Below are 17,885 nucleotides of genomic sequence, written 5' to 3' on the forward strand. Positions count from 1 at the left end.
CTACCGTCCAGGTCGGTTCACCGCATTCCGAGGACCCGCCCAACGGGCAACACGAGATGAACGAAGAGGAATAGTCATGGCAAAGCACGTGTCCCGGTGGATCGCCGCCGGCGCCGTCGCGGTGGCGACCACGCTCGGCGCCACCGCGCTCGCCTCGGCCGAGGGCACCCCCGCGGACAACTCCACCGCACCGCCCGCGGTCGAGGACTTCACCTACCCCGGCCCGGCCCCCTACAGCAACGTCAAGCTGCTGCGCGGCGACGGCCACATCCTGCTGTCGGACTGCGCCGTCGACGACCAGATCAAGGTCCTGAGCATGGACCTGCCCAACGAGAGCGGCAACCAGATCTGCTTCCGCGCCGCCACCAACACCGGCTACCTCGCCCTGGAAGTGCCGAACGTCATCCGGATCCGCACGGACGACTACGCAGTCAGCGCCAAACTCACCAGCGAAGGCGTCTCCCAGACCATCGACATCGCCAAGGGCCCCGGCGGCGCCAGCGTCGGGATCGGCAGCGGCACCGGCACCGGCAAGCCCGCAGCCCTCCTCGAACTGCGGATCATCGGCTGACCACCGCCGGCACCCGCTCACCCTCCCCCAGGAGCCCAGGTGACCCACAACCCCCCGCGCACGGCGAAGACGACCGGCCGCACCACCGCCCGCCGATGGACGGCCGCCCTCGCCGCGACCACCGCAGCCCTCCTCGGCGCGACCGCACTCGCCGCGGCCGACACCACACCGCCCGCCGACAACTCCGCCGCACCCCCCGCCGTCGAAGACTTCAGCTACCCCGGCGCCACAGCCATCACCCGCGTCAAACTCATACGCGGCGACGGACACATCCTGCTCGGCGACTGCGCCAAGCCCACCCAGATCCAGATCTGGACCCGCGCCCCGGGCAACCCGGACAACAAGATCTGCTTCACCGCCGACGGCACCACAGGCTCACTCACCCTGCAACTGCCCGACGTATTCGCCCTCCAGACCACCGGCCGCGCCATCCGGGCCGGCCTCACCGCCGGCACCGCCACCCAGACCCTCGACATCCCCAAGGACGGCTTCAAGGGCACCGGCGAAGGCACCGGCAGCGCCCCGACCAGCCTCGTCGAACTCACCGTCACCGGCTGACACCGCTCCCCGCACCCCTCTCTCACCCCCGGGAACCCAACCCATGCCTCGCAACTCCTCGCCCCGCCGCCGGGCCGGCGCACTGACCGCCGCTCTCGCGACCGGCGCACTGGCCACCTTCGCCACCTCCCCGGCCGGTGCCGTGGTCGGTGACGCTGCCGCCGACGGCTCCTACGCCTCGACCGCCCGGCTGGTGATCGGCGACAACCTGCGAGGCTGCACCGGTGCGCTGGTCGACCAGTACTGGGTGCTCACCGCCGCCTCCTGCTTCGCCGACGACCCGGCGCAGCCGCAGGCACTGGCCGCCGGTGCACCGAAGTGGAAGACCACCGCCACCGTCGGTAGCACGTCGGCTCAGGTGGTGGAGCTGGCGCCGCGTCAGGACCGGGACCTGGTGATGGCCCGCCTGGCGGCGCCGGTCTCCGGCGTCACCCCGCTGACGATCGCCACCACCGCACCGACCGCCGGGCAGACGCTGCGCGTCGCCGGGTTCGGGCGCACCAAGGACGAGTGGGTGCCGAACAAGCTGCACACCGGTGCCTTCTCGCTGGACACGGTGAGCGCGGCCGGGATCGGCATCACGGGCACGGGCGGTGCGGCGGTCTGCAAGGGCGACACCGGTGCTCCGGCGATCCGGGAGGCCGACGGCAAGGCCGAGCTGGTCGCAGTGGCCTCGCGGTCCTGGCAGGGCGGCTGCCTGGGCACCCCGGCCACCGAGACCCGCACCGGCGCCTACGGCACCCGGGTCGACGACCTCGGCGCCTGGATCGAGAAGGTCCGGCACAGCACCCCGTCCGGGACCGTGGTGACCGGCTCGCCGTTCACCGTCGCCGACCCGGTCAGCGGGCACCTGGTCACCTTCGTCCAGGACAGCAAGAACCACCTGTGGTCCGTCGACCCGCAGAACGAGGGCTGGAACGACCTGGGCGGCTACGCCGCCACCCGCCCCACCGCGATCGTCAACCCCGCCGACAACCACGTGATGGTGTACGTCAACGGGCCGGACAACAAGCTCTGGTCCTACGACCGCACCACCGGCAAGTGGACGGAGTTCATCCGCACCACCGCCGGTACGGTCCTCGCCCCGGACGCCGTGCCCCGTACGGTGGTCGACCCGGCCACCGGGCACCTGGTGACCTTCGTCCGCGACACGGCGCACCACCTGTGGTCCGTCGACCCGCAGGGCGAGGGCTGGTACGACTACGGCCCGCTGGCCGCCACCGACCCCGTGCCGGTCGTCAACCCGAACGACGGACACATCGTGGTGTACGTCAACGGGCCCGACAACAAGCTGAACTCGATCGACCGCCGGGGCGCCGGCCGGGTCGAGTTCGTCCCGACCGCCGCCGGCACGGTGCTGGCTGCCGACGCCGTTCCCTCGACGGTCGTCGACCCCGCCACCGGGCACTTCACCACCTTCGTCCGGGACACCGCCCACCACCTGTGGTCCGTCGACCCGTACGGGCCCGGCTGGCGCGACTGGGGCGGGATGGCCGCCACCGACCCGGTCGCGATCGCCGACCAGGGCGCCCGGAGGGCCGTGGTGTACGTGAACGGCCCGAACAACCGACTGAACTCGCTGGACTTCTCCACCGGGAAGTGGACCGAGTTCATCCTCACCCCGGCCGGCACCGCCCTGGCCGCCGACGCCGTCCCGCAGACCGTCGTGGACCCGGTCGGCAAGCACCTGGTCACCTTCGTGCGCGACGGCAACGGCACCCTGTGGTCCGTCGACCCGCAGGGCCCGGGCTGGGTCCGCTACCACGGCGGCCCCTCCGCGCCCTGACCGGCATCCGGTCCACCCGGTCCATCCGATTCGCCCCCGGCATCCACGGGGCGCGACCGTCCCATACCTCCGAGGAGAGAACCCCATGAACCGCGAGACCAAGCCCCGCAACCGACGGGCGGGGGTGCTGGTTGCGGCTGCGGCGACCAGTGCGCTGGCCACCTTCTCCGGCGCTCCGGCCGGTGCGGTGGTCGGTGACGCTGCGGCCGACGGCTCCTACGCCTCGACCGCACGCCTGACGATCGGCGACAACCTGCGGGCTTGCACCGGTGCCCTGGTGGACCGGTACTGGGTGGTCACGGCCGCGTCCTGCTTCGCCGACGACCCGGCGCAGCCGCAGGCAGTGGCCGCCGGTGCGCCGAAGTGGAAGACCACCGCGACCATCGCGGGGAAGTCCGCCGAGGTCGCCGAGCTGGTGCCGCGTCAGGACCGTGACCTGGTGATGGCCCGGCTGACGGCGGCCGTGGACGGCGTGGCCCCGCTGGCGCTGGCCGGCACCGCACCGACCGCCGGGCAGACGCTGCGCGTCGCCGGGTTCGGGCGGACGAAGGACGAGTGGGCGCCGTTGAAGCTGCACACCGGCGCGTTCTCGCTGGACACGGTGAGCGCGACGGGCATCGGCACCACCGGCACCGGCGGCGCCGCGGTCTGCAAGGGCGACACCGGTGCCCCGGCGATCCGGGAGACCAACGGCAAGGCCGAGCTGGTCGCGGTGGCCTCCCGCTCCTGGCAGGGCGGCTGCCTGGGCACCCCGGCCACCGAGACCCGCACCGGCGCCTACAACAGCCGGGTCGACGACCTCGGCACCTGGGTGCAGCAGGTGAAGGCGTCGCGCCCCGGCAGCCGGCTGTTCGCGATCGGCGGTGACACCAAGATCTGGGGCAACGAAGGCTCGTACACCACGAACACCTGGGGCACCTTCGACGCCGTGCCGGACGGCAGCGGCATCCGCCAGGTCGCCGCCGTCACCATGGGCAGCACCGTACGCCTGTTCGCGGTCGGCAGCGACCAGCGGATCTGGACCACCAGCAAGGACGGCGTGAACGGCGCCTGGTCCACCTTCCAGCCGCTGCCCGACGCCGCCGGCATCCAGCAGCTGACCGCCGTCGCCATGGGCAACAAGGTCCGGCTGTTCGCGGTCGGCTCCGACCAGCGGATCTGGACCACCACCGGCGACTACACCGCCGGCACCTGGTCCACCTTCCAGGCGCTGCCCGGCGCCTCCGGGGTCAAGGAGGTGACCGCCACCGTCGTCGGCAACACGGTGCGGCTGTTCGCCATCGGCAGCGACCAGCGGATCTGGACCACCACCGGTGACTACACCGCGGGCGGCTGGTCCACCTTCGCGGTCATCCCCAGCAGCAGCATCCAGCACATCGGCGCGACCACCGTCGGCAGCACCGTGCGGCTGTTCGCCATCGGCGGCGACCAGCAGATCTGGATCACCGACAGCACCGACAACGGCCCGTGGAGCGCTTTCGACGCCGTCCCCAACGCCAGTGGCGTCAAGCAGGTCGCCACCACCGCCATCGGCGACACCACCCGGGTGTTCGCCATCGGCAGCGACGACCGGATCTGGACCGCCGACAAGAAGGCCGACGGCAGCTGGACCACCTTCTACCTCGTCCCCAGCAGCAGCATCCAGGGCATCGCCGCCACCACCAACTGACGCACCCTTCCCCGGGAGCGGGTCGGTACCGGAGCGCCGGGACCGGCCCGCCCTGGGGGTTCCCACGCTGATCAAGACCCCAACTCGGCATCAAATCGCCTGCAGTAGGCTTGTGTTGGCGATTTGACCGTTGCTAGCGTCGCCGTGTGACCCAGGCCTACCGGTCCGTTCTCGCGGAAGTCCTGACGCGAGCCGATCACGATGCCGGCTGGCGCGTCCGCCATGTCGAGCCGTGGTGGATGGTGACCCCACCGCGCCACCAACCGCGGCGCCAGGGATGGAAGTTGCACGTCTCGGCGACCGTGGTCTCGGCGCCGCAGGTGCTGGAGCGCGCCGGCCGGGTGCTCGTCGCGCACGGCTGTGCGTTCAAGTTCGCGGCCCGGCCGAAGGTCACCGCGGAGCTGACCGGCACCCGGGCCGTACGGGCGCAGTCGGGCAAGTTCCTGACCGCCTACCCCGCCGATGACGACCAACTCCGGCTCGTCGCCGAGGAGTTGTCCGAGGCGACCGCCGGACTGCCCGGCCCCGCCATCCTCTCCGACCGCCGCCACCGCCCCGGCAGCCTGGTGCACTACCGCTACGGCTGCTTCGCGCGGCCCCGGCTGCTCAACGACGAGGGGTTCTACGAGGGCCGGCTGGTCGCGCCGGACGGCAGCCTCCACCCGGACGAGCGCAACCCCTGGTTCTCGCCGCCCCCGTGGGCCGAGGACCCGTTCGCCGCTGCGGAGCGGGTGCCCGCCGCGCCCCGGCGCGCGGGAGAGCCGCGCCGCAAGGGCGAGCCCGTCCTGCTGGCCGGACGGTACCTGGTCAAGGAGGCCATCCGGCACTCCAACCGCGGCGGCGTCTACCGCGCCGAGGACACCCGCAGCGGCGAGACCGTCCTGCTCAAGGAGGCCCGGCCGCACGTCGGCGTCGACCCGCAGGGCCGGGACGCCAGGGACCGGCTGCGCTACGAGGCGGAGGTCCTGGACGGACTCGCTCCCCGGGGCGTCACCCCGCGGGTGCGGGAACTCTTCGAGGCCGGCGGTCACCTGTTCCTGGTCGAGGACCTGATCCCCGGCCGGAACCTCCAGCAGTGGACCGCCGAACACCTGGACCGGGGCGACGGGCAGGTCCCCGTCGCCGCGGCGCGCACGCTCGCCCGCCGACTCGTCGGGCTGGTGGGGGAGTTGCACGCCGCCGGGCTCGTCCTGCGCGACCTCAAGCCCGGCAACGTCATCATGACCCCGCAGGACCGGCCGGTCCTGGTCGACCTCGAACTCGCCGTACGGTTCGGCGCCACCGCCCACCCGGCCGGCACCCGCGGCTTCACCGACCCCGGGTACCTGGACGGTCCGTCCGTGGAGCCCGTGGTCGGGCCGGTTCCCGCGCCCGGCCCGGAGGCGGACTGCTTCAGCCTCGGTGCGACCCTGCTGCACGCCGTCGCCGGCATCAGCCCGGTGCTCGCCGCGGACAGCGCACCGGCCCGCCCGGCCGGCGAACGGCTCGCCGCACTGCTCGCCGCCGCCGCTGCGGACCTGCCCGCGCTGCGCGCCCTGGCGCCCCTGATCACCGGGCTGACGGCGGAGATGCCGCGGCGCTGGACGGTGGCCAGGGCGGCGGCGTTCCTCGACGGCGAGGCGGCGCCGGCCGCGCCGGCCGCGCCCACCGTGCCCACCGCTGGGTACCCGGCCGCACCGCCGACCGCCTCGCGCGTGACCGCCGAGCGCCTGATCGAGGACGGCCTCGCCCACCTCGCCGCCACCATGGACACCGCCGCCGAATACCTCTGGCCCGCCCCGCGCTCCCTCCCGAACGGCGACCCCTGCAACGTGCAGCTCGGCGCCGCCGGTCTGCTCGCCGTGCTCGCCCGGGCCGTCCGCTGCGGGTACGAGGCCGCCCGGCCCGCGCTGCGCGAGGCCGCCGACTGGCTGGACGCCAGGCTCGCCGAGCCCGACCGGATCCTGCCCGGGCTCCACTTCGGCCGCTCCGGCACCGCCTGGGCCCTGCACGACGCGGCGACCACCCTGGACGACTGCCGACTCGCCGACCGGGCCCTCGCCCTCGCCCTGCGCATCCCGCTCGCCTCGGGCAGCGCCGACGTGTGCCACGGCCTCGCCGGCGCCGGCCTGACCCAGCTCCACCTCTGGCGCCGCACCGACGACCGCCGCTTCGCCGACCGGGCCCGGGAGTGCGCGGACGGGCTGCTGCAGCTGCTGACGTCCGGCCAGTCCGGCCAGTCCGGCGGGTCCGGTCAGCCCCGTCGGTCCGGCGTGGACTGGCCGCTCGGCCCGCGGTACCGCGCCGAACTGGCCGGCTCCACCCACTACGGCTTCGCCCACGGAGTCGCGGGCAACGCAGCCTTCCTGCTCGCCGCCGGCCGCGAACTGCGCCGGCCCGAACTGACCGGGATCGCACTCGGCGGCGGCGAAGCCCTGTGCGCGCTCACCGACTGGCGCGACGGCGCCGCGTACTGGCCCAAGGGCCCCGGCCGCACCGAACGCCCGGGCCTGAACTACTGGTGCCACGGTTCCTCGGGCATCGGCACCTTCCTGCTGCGGCTCTGGCAGGAGACCGGCGACCGGCGCCACCTCGCCCACGCCGAGGGCGCCGCGCTCGCCGTGCACCGCGACCGCCACCGCCTCGGGCCCGGCAGCTGCCACGGGCTGGCCGGCAACGCCGAGCTGCTCCTCGACCTGGCCGCCGCCACCGGCGACGACCGCCACCTCGCCCGCGCCGACGACCTCATCCAGGGCATCGCCCTGCGCGCCACGCTCCGCGACGGCCGCCACCTCGTCCCCGACGACACCCTGAGGGAGGTCACCGCCGCCTACAACGTCGGCTACGGCGGCGTGCTCGACCTCCTGCTCCGCCGCCTGCACGGCGGCCCCCGATCGTGGCTGGTCGACCGGCCGGCCGCGGACCCGCACCACCACCATCACCCGAGCCCCGGAGAGGGGGGATGACCATGGAGAGCACCGTCCTGGAGCTGCAGGAGCTGCCCGAGACCGAGGAGCAGCCGCTGGAGCCGATGATGTGCTGCGACACCGGCCACCACAGCTACGAGCCGACCGACCTCTGTCTCGACCCGGTCGACTGACGGCCCACCCCCGTGGTGCTGTGAGAGCCGCCACCGGCGCCTCACAGCACCCGATCATCAGAGCACCCGATCATCAGAGCACCCCTATCGACGGAGTGGGGCCGTTGACCGGCGACTCCGGTAGCTCCTCGGGCCCGGCCTGGCCCGTCCTGCTCGACGGCCCCGCGGCCGACGCGGCCCGGCGGCTGGTCGACGCCGTCGCGGGCCGACCGCGCCCGGCGCCCCGAGCGGTGCGGCCCGACCTCGGCAGCGGCGGCGCGGGCCTGGCCCTCGCCTACCACCAGCTCGACCTCTGCCGCCCCGGTGAGGGCTGGCACGCGGTGGCCGTCGGCCACCTGGACGCCGCCGTCCGCGGCGCGGAGCGGATGCGCCTGCGCGCCCCGGGCCTGCTCGGCGGTCTCGGCGGGCTCGCCTTCGCCGCGGGCCGGCTGGGGCGACCGCTCACCCTCCGGCCGGACAACCACGCGGGGCAGGCCGACCGCCGGGGGTTGGACCTCAGCTCCGGCCTGACCGGGAGCGGCGCGGTCCTGCTCGACCGCACGCTCGACCGTCAGGACGGCCGTACGGAGGACCCGGCCGCCGACGAGCGGCTGCACGCCGCCCTGACCGACCTCGGCCGTCGGGTGACGGCGTTCCCGGGCGAGTCACCGGGGATGGCCCACGGCCCGGCCGGCCCGCTGGCGCTGCTCTCGCTGGCGCTGTCGGCTGGCGTCGAGGTGCCGGGCCAGCGCGCGGCCGCCCGCCGGGCCCTGGACCGGCTGCTGGAGCACCGCCGGGACGACGACTGGGGCCCGGACTGGCACCTGACGGGGGACCGGGACGCCGGCCCTGACGGCCGATCCGTGCCCGCCTCCTGGTGCCACGGCGGTCCGGGCATCGCCCGCGCGCTCTGGCTGGCCGGCACCGCCCTCGACGACGCGCCCCTGCGCGAACTCGCCCGCGACACGCTGCTGGCCGCGCTGCGCCGACCGCCCGGGCTGCGGCGGGTCGACGGCCGGCCGGGCCTCTGCCACGGCCTGGCCGGCCTGCTGCTGATCACCCTCCGGTTCGCCCGGGACGCCGGGGAGCGGGGGGATCCGGTGGCCCCGGCCTTCCGGCAGGCCGCCCGGAGCCTGGCCGACCGCCTGATCGACCGCCTGATCGACCGCCTGGACGGCCCGGACGGCCTGGAACGCCTGGACGACCGTGACGCACGGGCCCCCGCGCTCACCCCGGGGCTGCTCGACGGCGCCGCCGGGGTGCTGCTGGTGCTGCTGGCCGCGACGACGCCCGTGCCACCCGGGTGGGACCGGGCCCTGCTGCTCTCCTGACCGGCGCAGTTGACCGGCTCAGCCGGTTGGCTCTCCTGACCGGTCGGCTGAGCCGAGGAGCCGCCGGGCCCGGCCCGTCACAGCCGCTCGGGGACGGGGTTCCCGACGGCCTCGATGGCCCGCCGCACCGGGACCTTCACCAGCACCGCGAAGCCGATCACGAAGAACACCAGCAGCGAGATGATCGCCGACCGGTAGCTGCCGGTGATCTGGTACGCGAGGCCGAAGACCAGCGGGCCCATCCAACTGGTGCCGCGGTCACTGACCTTGTAGACGCTGAAGTACTCCGCCTCCTTCCCGGCCGGGATGAGGTGGGAGAACAGCGAGCGGGACAGCGCCTGGCTGCCGCCGAGCACCAGCCCGATCATGCAGGCCAGGGCGTAGAACCAGAGCGGCTGGTGGGCGGGCATGAAGTAGCCGAGCGCGAGGGTGACGACCCAGCCGACCAGGGAGCCGAGGATGGTCCGCTTGGCGCCGTACCGCCGGGCGATCCGGCCGAGCAGCAGGGCGCCGCCGATCGCCACGACCTGGACCATGAGGACGGCGGCGACCAGCGAGGTCTGGTCCATGCCGAGTTCCTCGCTGCCGTAGAGCGAGGCCTGGGAGACGACGGTCTGGATGCCGTCGTTGTAGCAGAGGAAGGCCGCCAGGTAGAGCAGCGTCAGCGGGTGCCGGCGCATGCCCTTCAGGGTCCGGCCCAGTTCGCGCAGGCTGCCGGCGGCGGGCTCCTCGGAGGCACCGGACGTACCGGAGACACCGGACGTACCGGAGGCACCGGACGTACCGGAGGCACCGGACGTACCGGAGGCACCGGACGTACGGGATGTGCCGGCCGTGCCCGGGGCGACGCCCGCCCGGGAGGGCAGCCGCAGCAGCGGGACGATCGTGAACAGTGCCCACCACAGGCCCGCCGAGGCCAGGCAGATCCGCACGGCGGTGCCGGAGGACAGGCCGAGCGCGTCGTGGCCCTGGAACAGTGCCAGGTTGGCGATGAGCAGCAGTCCGCCGCCCGCGTAGCCGTACGCCCAGCCCTTGGAGGAGACGGCGTCCCGCTCGTCGGGAGCGGCCAGGCCCGGCAGGTAGGCGTAGGAGAGCGCGACCGACACCGCGTACGCGATGTTGGCGACCACCAGCAGCGCGCCCCCGAGCAGGTAGCGGTCGCCGTCGAGGAAGAACATCCCCATCGTGGCGACCGCGCCGACGTAGGCGAAGCCGCACATCAGCTCCTTGTGCCGCCCGGTGCGGTCCGCGACCGTGCCGGTCAGCAGCATCACCGCGACCGAGATCAGCACCGAGAAGGAGACGGTGTACGGGAAGTAGGAGCCGGCGCGGATCGACAGGCCGAGCGGGTGCACGTCACCGGACGCGTCGGCGGCGTTCTTGGCGACGGTGGTCAGGTACGGCCCGAGGAACACCGTCAGGACGGTGGCGGAGAAGGCGGCGTTGGCCCAGTCGTTGATGTACCAGCCGAACTGCACCCGGCGCAGGGCACGGCCGTCGTCGCCGCCCGTCGCCGCGGGGGCCGCCGGGTCGGCCGGTGGATCGTCCGGCAGGTGCTTCGCCGGGTTCGTGGTGCTCATGGGGTCCCCATCACCGTGCTGGAGCCGGTGCTGCCGTCGGTCCAGCAGCCGCGCTCGCCGAGGACGTCCCGCAGGACGTCGATGCGATCGGCCATGATGCCATCCACACCCAGGTCCAGGAGAGCCCTGATCCGTGTGGGATCGTCCACAGTCCAGACGTGGACCTGCAGGCCGAGGCGGTGGGCGGCCCGGACGAAGGCCCCGTCGACCACCCGCACGCCCCGGCGCCGCTCCGGCACCTGCGCGCACACCCCGGCGTACGGCGCCCCGCGTCCCGGCAGCAGCGGCCCGGCCAGCGAGCGCAGCCGCAGCCGGGCCACCTCGCGCGGGCCGAGCGAGGTGGCCAGGCGGGGGCCGGCGGCGGCGCGGACGGCGGCGAGCCGGCTGTCGGAGAAGCCGCCGACGCAGACCCGGTCCCAGGCGCCGGTCCGGCGGATCGCCTCGACCAGCGGTGCGACGGCCGGCGCGGCCTTGACGTCGATGTTGAACCGGGCCTCGGGGAAGGCGCCGAGCAGGTCCTCCAGCAGCGGCACGGGCTCGGTGCCGCCGATCCGGGCCCGCCCGACCGCCTCCCAGGGCAGCTCCGCGACGGCTCCGGCGCGGTCGGTGACCCGGTCGAGGCGGGAGTCGTGGAAGGCCACCAGTACGCCGTCGGCGGTGGCGTGGACGTCCGTCTCCAGGTAGCGGTACCCGAGGGCGACGGCGGCCTCGAAGGCGGCCAGCGAGTTCTCGGGGTGGCCGAGGTCGCCACCGCGGTGGGCGAAGGCCAGCGGCCCCGGGTGGTCGAGGAAGGGGTGCATGTGGTGCTCCGAGCTGCTGGGAGAGGACGCCGCGCAGCCCGGCTCCACCGCCGTCCCGGACCCGCGCGCGTTACAGTATTACGCACTCTGTCAAGCAGTAATGCCGCACCCTCCACACTGCGCGGTGCGCCCGTCCCCCGGCGCCGTCGTTCCGTCGGCGTGACCGGCGGGAGATCGTACAAGAATTAACAGTTTGGCGATGTTTGATCGTTTTTGATCGTCAAGGCGCCTCATTGTTGTGACCTTTGCCACGACTTGACTTGCCGCCACGGCAAATTGATGCCGTTCACATGGCTGAAATACTTCGTGGTGGCCTGATGTCACATGACTATTCGTCAGTTGTTCGGATTTGATGGCAGTGTGTATGCAGCCGTACCACCTTCTGACCTGCTGCACACTGATCGTGTACATGATGACGAATGGCTGAACTGTGCGCCTGACCCGTTCGGATCGCAACGAAGCGACCACGCGGCCCCGCCTGACCGGCGAAAAGCTCACCACCCGGGAGTTCCGGGGGCTCGCCGGCACCGTCGGCGGCTACCCCTACGTGAAGATCGTGCTCGACCGCACCGAGTCGGTGCTCCACTTCATCGACAGCGCCGACGGCACCCTCCACGTCCGCTACATCGCGTGCGAGATCCTCGGCATGTCGATCGACGAACTGGCCCGCGGGCTCGATTCGTTCAATGACGACGTCTACCGGAATCCCGACCGCCGTTTCTGTCTGGGAACCCTCGCCCTGCACGACCGGCGCGGCTCCGCTTTCCTCTCCCTGGAAACCGTCGACGTCGACACCATGTCCCAGGACATGCTGCGCGCCTTCTACCACCGGGTGCGCGCCCACATCGACCCCGCGCTGCCGCTGCTCCTCAAGCCGGCCAACCACCGGCAGGAGGCCTACGTCGCCGGGATCCCGGAGAGCGAGATCCCGCGCGTCCTCTCCCACGAGCTCTACTCCACGGCCTCCTTCGTGCCGCTGAACGCCGGGGAGGCCCACGGGCGGCTGCGGGTGTTCCGCTCGGAGGCGGAGTACCGGGCCGACCCCGAACCGCTGGAGTGGCACGACATCGTGGTGATGCCCCGGGTGCCCGAGGACGTTCCCCGGGTGTCGGGCATCATCCACACCGAGCACACCACCCCGCTCTCCCACATCAACGTGATGGCCGCCGGGTGGCGGATCCCCAACGCCGTCGGCATCGACGCCGTCGACCGGATCGAGCGGGCCGGGCTGGCCGGTCGGTGGGTCCACTACCGGGTCGACGCCGACGGCTCCGACCTCCACCTCGAAGCCGCGCCGCCGCGGACCGAGGGTGCCGCGCCGACACCGCCGGCCGAACGCGTCACCGTGGACCGGCCCGACCGCACGCCCACCCCGGTCACCGCGCTGTCCGACCTGCGCGCGGGCGACCACGTCCGCTTCGGCACCAAGGCCGCCAACCTCGGCGAACTCACCCACCTCCTCCAGCAGGGCTCGCCCCGCTGGCTCGGCTTCTACCGCGTCCCCCGCCCGCCCCGGGCCGACCTGCTGCGCTACCTGGCCCGGCAGCTCGGCCTCCCGGAGCACGCCGACGAGGCCGAACTGGACGCCGCCGCACAGCGGTTGGTGAAGGAGCACGCCCACGTGCCGCGCGGGATCGTGCTGCCGTTCTCGCTCCAGCAGCGCTTCCTCGACTCCTCGGCCGAACTCCGGGAAGCCCTCGACCGGCTCGACTCCGCGCTCCTGAACGGAACTTCGGGGACGAGCACGGGGACGGCGGGGACGGGGACGGGGGCGGATGCGGCCGCGGCCGCGCAGCTGGAAGAGCTCTGCCGCGCGGCACAGCAGCTGATCCGCGCCACCCCGCTGCCCGACCCGATCCGCACCGAGATCGACCGGGCGCTCGACCGGCACCTGTACGGCGCACCGCTCGTGGTCGTGCGCAGCTCCTCCAACGCCGAGGACCTGCCCGGCTTCTCTGCAGCCGGACTCTACGAATCGGTGGCGAACGTCAGCGGCCCGGATGCCGTCCTCGCCGCGGTCCGGGAGGTCTGGGCCTCGCTGCTCTCGCCCCGCGCCGTCCTGCTGCGGCAGCAGGCGGGCATCCCGCTGGACCACTGCGGCATGGGCGTCATCGTCCAGGAGCAGGTCGGCGCCGCCGTCGGCGGTGTGCTGGTCACCTGCAACCCGCTGAGCCCGCAGGACTTCCGCGACGTCTACGTCAACATCTCGCCGCGCTCGGTGACCGAGGTCGTCACCGGTCAGGGCGCCCCGCTCCAGTACCTGTGCAACACCATGGAGGGCGGCAGCCGTACGGTCTCGCTGGGCACCGACGGCACCGACCTGGACCCCGCGACCAAGGACCTGGTCGGCCGGCTGGCCCTGATCAGCCGGCTGCTGCAGTCCCACTTCTCGCCCGACGAGAGCTACGCCGACCCGGTCGACATCGAGTGGGCGATCGAGGGCGACCGGATCGACCTGCTGCAGCTGCGCCCCTTCCGCACCGCCGCCCGCTGACCCGCGCGCGGCGGGTGCCGGTGTCACCGTCCCCGCGTGCGCCACGGCCGAGCGAACTTCCCTCAGGAGAAAGCACGTTGAAGAGGATCCTGTACGTCTACGTCAAGGGCGGCGCCCCGCTGGAGTACGCCTTCCCGCGCATCGCCGCCTGCGGGGAACTGCACGTCCTCGCACTGGCCCCGCTGCCCACCACCGCGCAGGACGCGTGGCGGCCCAGCTGCACCAGCATCGAACTGGTGCCGGACGCGCCGCGCGGCGAGGAACTCGTCGAGCTGATCACCCGGTACGCGAAGGCGATCGGCGCCGACGCGGTGCTGACGCTCTCGGAGTTCGCGGTGCTGGCCGTCGCGCACGCCGCCCGCCGGCTCGGCCTGGCCGGGCCCGGCGAGGGGATCGTCCGCGCCCGGGACAAGCGGCTGATGCGGGAGGCGTGGGCCGCCGCCGGGGTGCCGATCCCCGGGTTCCGCCGGGTCGACAGCCTCGCCGACCTCGACGCCGCACTGGCCGCGTTCACGCCCCCGCTGCTGCTCAAGCCCGCCTGGGGCGCCGGATCGGTCGCCCAGATCGTGCTCGACTCGGCCGCGGACGCCGCCCCGGCGTGGGCCGAGATCGAGCGCGGCCTCCAGGCCGGCAGCCGGGTCGGCATGAACGAGCTCTACGCCGCCGACACCGACCGGGACCGGCTGGTCGAGGAGATCGCCCAGGGATCCACCGAAGGCTGGTACCAGGACCCCGGCTACGGCGACTACGTGAGCGTGGAGGGCATCGTCGCGGACGGCGTCTACCGCCCGCTGGCCATCACCGCCAAGCTGCCGACCGTCCCGTCCTTCGTCGAGGTGGCCAGCACCTCACCCTCCGTCATGGCCGTACCGCTGCAACGCCGGATCGAGGAGGTCTCGCGGCAGGCCGTCGACGCGCTCGGCCTGGAGAACTGCGGCACCCACACCGAGCTCAAGCTGATGAAGGACGGCGAGCTGGTGGTCATCGAGACCGCCGCCCGGTTCGGCGGCCTGCTGACGACCCGCCAGGTCCACGAGGTGTTCGGCCTCGACCCGATCGGCATGCTGGTCCGGCAACTGCTGGGCGAACCGGTCGACTACCCCGAGGCCATGCTCACCGACGGCATCCGCGCCGCCGCGTCGGTGGCCGTCGTCCCCGCCGACGCCTTCGGCGTGCCCTGGCGCACCAGGCCGGTCTGGAACCCGCAGGCCGTGGACTGGCAGAGCCTGCTGTCCCCGGGCAGCACCATCGAGGCCGTCCCCGCCTTCGCCATGCCGGCCGGACAGCCGGTGCCCGCCTTCGACCCCAACGCGGGCTCGCGCAACTGGCTCGGGGTCTACCTGCTGAGCGCCGTCGACGCCGCCACCCTGCAGCGCGACTGCAACGCCGTGCTGAACGGCCTGGAAGCCGCCCTGCACCGCGCCGCCGGCTGACCCCCTTCTTTCTGTCGTCCTCCCTACCGAGGTTCTTTCGATGCGTGTACTGTTCGCCGGCGTGCCCGGCGCCGGCCATCTCTTCCCGCTGATACCGCTGGCCAGAGCGATGAGCGAGCTCGGCCACGAGGTCGCGGTGACCTCGATGGACGGTGGCGAACCGGTCGCCGCCTCCGGGCTGCCCTACCTGCCCCTCGCCCCGGGCGTGGACTGGGGCCGGGAGATCCGGGAGGCCGGCCGCACCAAACGGCCCGAGCTGTTGCAGCGGACCATCGAGACCAACTCGGCCGACCGCGAGGCCTTCGTCCCCCTCGCCGCCCACGTCAACAGCGCGGTGGCCGACGCCGCCGTCGAACTCGCCACGCAGTGGCGGCCGGACCTGGTGGTGTACGACTACCAGTTCCCGGTGGCCCTGCTCGCGGCGACCGTCCTGGGCGTGCCCGCCGTCCAGCACGACCTCGGATTCGTCCGCACCCCCCGGTTGCGTGCGCTGATGCTCGCCGAGATGGCGGACACCTTCGCCCGGTACGGCATCGACCCGCTGCCCCAGCCGGCGGAGACCATCGACCTCGCCCCGCCGAGCATGGCCGGACCGGAGCCGTACGGCTGCTTCCTGCGGCCCGTCGCCTACAACGGCGACGGCGCTCTCCCCGTACCCCTGGCCGCACCCGCGCACCGCCCGCGGGTGGCGGTCACCCTGGGCACCGTACCGCCCAAGACCGACGGCCTGACCAGGATCGAGCGGGTGATCGCGGCCGCCGCCGACACCGACGCCGACTTCGTCCTGGCCACCGGTGACCTCGACCTCGCCACCCTCGGCACCCTGCCCGACAACGTCCACGCCCACGGCTGGGTGCCGTGGCGCGCCCTGCTCGACACCTGCACGGCCGCCATCCACCACGGCGGCAGTGGCACCGCGCTCGCCGCCCTCGACGCCGGCATCCCCCAACTCGCCCTGCCTGACGGCTCCGACCGCCACATCAACGCCCACGCGGTCCGCGACCGCGGCGCCGGCCTCAGCGCCACCGCCGAGGAGATCGGCCCGGCCCTGCTCGACCAGCTGCTCACCGACACCGCCCTGGCCCGCACCGCCCGCGAGGTCAGCGCCGAGATCGCGAGGATGCCGAGCCCCACCACGGTGGCGAAGCAGCTCACCGCCCTCGCCTGACGGCAGGTCCTTCCCGCCGGCCAGGGCCTGTGCCAGGCTGCGGGAAGGACAAGTCCGTTACCGAGCCGGGCGCCGGCCCCGCGCGTGGAGGCGTGCGGCGGACAGCGCCGGGTTGGCGGCGACACCGCGCAGCACGGAATCACCGAGTGGGGAGGAGGTCATCCGCGCCTCCTCCCAGCGTCGGGTGCGTTCCCGCTGGACATCAGCGTCCCTCCCCGGCGCCGTCGGCGGCAGCCTTCCAGTCCTCGAACACCCGCAGCCGCAGTCCGGATTCGCTGAAGTCCGCGAACCAGAGCAGCCAGCTGTTCTGCGCGGCCAGGGCGGCGCGGGCCGTCGCGTACCAGTCCTCGCGGTCGAGGAGGGCGAGGTAGGAGGCGAGGATCGCCTCGCGCTGCGCCTCGGTGCAGCCGGAGTACTCGGCGGATTCGGTGGCCAGGTGCAGCGCCAGCGTGGCCACCACGCAGAAGCGTTCGACGGTCGGTGGCGGGCCGCCGGCGTGGCGGGCGTGGGCGGCCAGGACGGTGGCGGCGTGCGGGTAGTGCCGCAGGGCCATGCCCATGCCGGCGCTGTGCGTCAGCATCCGCAGCAACTGCCCGGTGTGGTCGAGCAGTCCGCGGTCCTGCCCCAACTCGGGTAGCGCCTCGTGGAGTCGGGCGGCGGTGGCGACCTTGCCCGCGAAGTAGCCGTTGAGGAAGTCGCCGTCGATCGCCTTGCGCAGCAGCCACGGGTGGGTCGCCGGGTCGTCGAGCCGGCACAGCGCCTCCACGACGTGGACCCGCCCCCAGCCCGTGACCCGGTCGGCCAGCCAGAGCAGGTGCGCCGCACCGCCCTCGGTCCGTTCGAGCGCGTGCGCCGCGAGCGGGCCGAAGGTGTCGGAGAGCAGGCCGATGGTCCGGATCAGCGGGGCGTCGTCCGCCGTCCCGACCGCGGCGAGCAGGGCGAGCCCCACCGTGACGGTGCTCTCCTCGTGCCCGTGCTGCACGAGCCACCGCCCGGTGCGCCGGGCACGCTCGGGGGCGGCCCGGTGCGCGGCCCTGGCGATGTGCTCGTCGGGGTGGATCGGGACGTGGACCTCGCGGAACGCCTGCGCCAGCCCCCGGGGTTGGGCCAGCGGCTGCGCGAAGTGCTCGTCCAGGAGGCGTGCGACCGGGACGCCCGCCGTGCGGTAGTCCTCGGGCGGTTCGGGGCGGGGCCGACGGCCGCCGGGGTACGGCTTCCCGCCCCGGGGCAGCGGCCCGTCCGGCGTCCGCCGGTGCAGGCGCAGCGCGTGGTCGTACAGACTGCTCGTGGGTGCGGGCGCCCGGCGCCCGGACGTGGCGCTCACCAGCGGTCGGTGGGCTCGATTCTCGTGATCATGGCGCCGATGGTGGCACCCGAACTCCCGGCTTGGCAACTGGTTTTCCGATCGGGCTCCCTCCCTGCCCCCCGCAGGGGAGG

The 17,885-nt window shown here is 73.6% G+C and carries 13 protein-coding genes; 10 read left to right on the forward strand and 3 right to left on the reverse strand.

The features are described 5' to 3' along the window. The first annotated feature begins 76 nt into the window (after window positions 1-76). From CRP52_RS37765 to CRP52_RS28730, 7 genes are all read left to right on the forward strand, one after another. Entirely contained in the window at window positions 77-571 is a 495-nt protein-coding gene (locus CRP52_RS37765) for a hypothetical protein (RefSeq protein ID WP_143685847.1), read from the forward strand. 39 nt (window positions 572-610) lie between these two features. Next, window positions 611-1,129, forward strand: coding sequence for a hypothetical protein (locus CRP52_RS28710; RefSeq protein ID WP_097239046.1), 519 nt, complete (start codon window positions 611-613; stop codon window positions 1,127-1,129). A 43-nt stretch (window positions 1,130-1,172) separates the two neighbouring features. Further along, on the forward strand, window positions 1,173-2,915 hold the full coding sequence (locus CRP52_RS28715; protein ID WP_097239047.1) for a trypsin-like serine protease: 1,743 nt from the start codon (window positions 1,173-1,175) through the stop codon (window positions 2,913-2,915). An 85-nt stretch (window positions 2,916-3,000) separates the two neighbouring features. Further along, window positions 3,001-4,584, forward strand: coding sequence for a trypsin-like serine protease (locus tag CRP52_RS39935; RefSeq protein ID WP_097239048.1), 1,584 nt, complete (start codon window positions 3,001-3,003; stop codon window positions 4,582-4,584). A 239-nt stretch (window positions 4,585-4,823) separates the two neighbouring features. Next, a complete protein-coding gene (lanL, locus tag CRP52_RS28725; RefSeq protein WP_097239049.1) occupies window positions 4,824-7,529 on the forward strand; it encodes a class IV lanthionine synthetase LanL in 2,706 nt (901 codons plus the stop codon). Further along, complete coding sequence (locus CRP52_RS38560; RefSeq protein WP_179852953.1) at window positions 7,526-7,663, forward strand: hypothetical protein; 138 nt, start codon at window positions 7,526-7,528, stop codon at window positions 7,661-7,663. Before lanL ends, CRP52_RS38560 begins: the two co-directional genes overlap by 4 nt. A gap of 104 nt (window positions 7,664-7,767) precedes the next feature. Further along, complete coding sequence (locus tag CRP52_RS28730; protein WP_179852954.1) at window positions 7,768-8,973, forward strand: lanthionine synthetase LanC family protein; 1,206 nt, start codon at window positions 7,768-7,770, stop codon at window positions 8,971-8,973. A gap of 77 nt (window positions 8,974-9,050) precedes the next feature. Here CRP52_RS28730 and CRP52_RS28735 read toward each other — a convergent pair whose 3' ends face one another. Next, entirely contained in the window at window positions 9,051-10,553 is a 1,503-nt protein-coding gene (locus tag CRP52_RS28735; RefSeq protein WP_097239051.1) for an MFS transporter, read from the reverse strand. Continuing rightward, window positions 10,550-11,353: a glycerophosphodiester phosphodiesterase gene (locus tag CRP52_RS28740; RefSeq protein WP_097239052.1), complete on the reverse strand. Its 804-nt coding sequence runs from the start codon at window positions 11,351-11,353 to the stop codon at window positions 10,550-10,552. The genes CRP52_RS28735 and CRP52_RS28740 overlap by 4 nt, the downstream gene beginning before the upstream one ends. Window positions 11,354-11,783: 430 nt before the next feature. Between CRP52_RS28740 and CRP52_RS28745 the strand changes: the two genes are divergently transcribed. The 3 genes from CRP52_RS28745 (at window position 11,784) to CRP52_RS28755 (ending at window position 16,448) form a co-directional block, all read left to right on the forward strand. Then, the gene (locus tag CRP52_RS28745) at window positions 11,784-13,847 is read left to right on the forward strand and encodes a PEP/pyruvate-binding domain-containing protein (RefSeq protein ID WP_097239053.1); all 2,064 of its coding nucleotides are present in this window, start codon (window positions 11,784-11,786) and stop codon (window positions 13,845-13,847) included. Between the two features lie 77 nt (window positions 13,848-13,924). Beyond that, complete coding sequence (locus CRP52_RS28750) at window positions 13,925-15,280, forward strand: ATP-grasp domain-containing protein (protein ID WP_097239054.1); 1,356 nt, start codon at window positions 13,925-13,927, stop codon at window positions 15,278-15,280. Between the two features lie 40 nt (window positions 15,281-15,320). Beyond that, on the forward strand, window positions 15,321-16,448 hold the full coding sequence (locus tag CRP52_RS28755; RefSeq protein WP_097239055.1) for a glycosyltransferase: 1,128 nt from the start codon (window positions 15,321-15,323) through the stop codon (window positions 16,446-16,448). Window positions 16,449-16,650: 202 nt separating this feature from the next. On the opposite strand, the gene CRP52_RS28760 is transcribed toward CRP52_RS28755, so the two are convergent. After that, on the reverse strand, window positions 16,651-17,772 hold the full coding sequence (locus tag CRP52_RS28760; protein ID WP_179852955.1) for a hypothetical protein: 1,122 nt from the start codon (window positions 17,770-17,772) through the stop codon (window positions 16,651-16,653). Window positions 17,773-17,885 lie beyond the last annotated feature (113 nt).

It is taken from the genome of Streptomyces sp. 1331.2 (assembly GCF_900199205.1).
Classification (GTDB): domain Bacteria; phylum Actinomycetota; class Actinomycetes; order Streptomycetales; family Streptomycetaceae; genus Kitasatospora.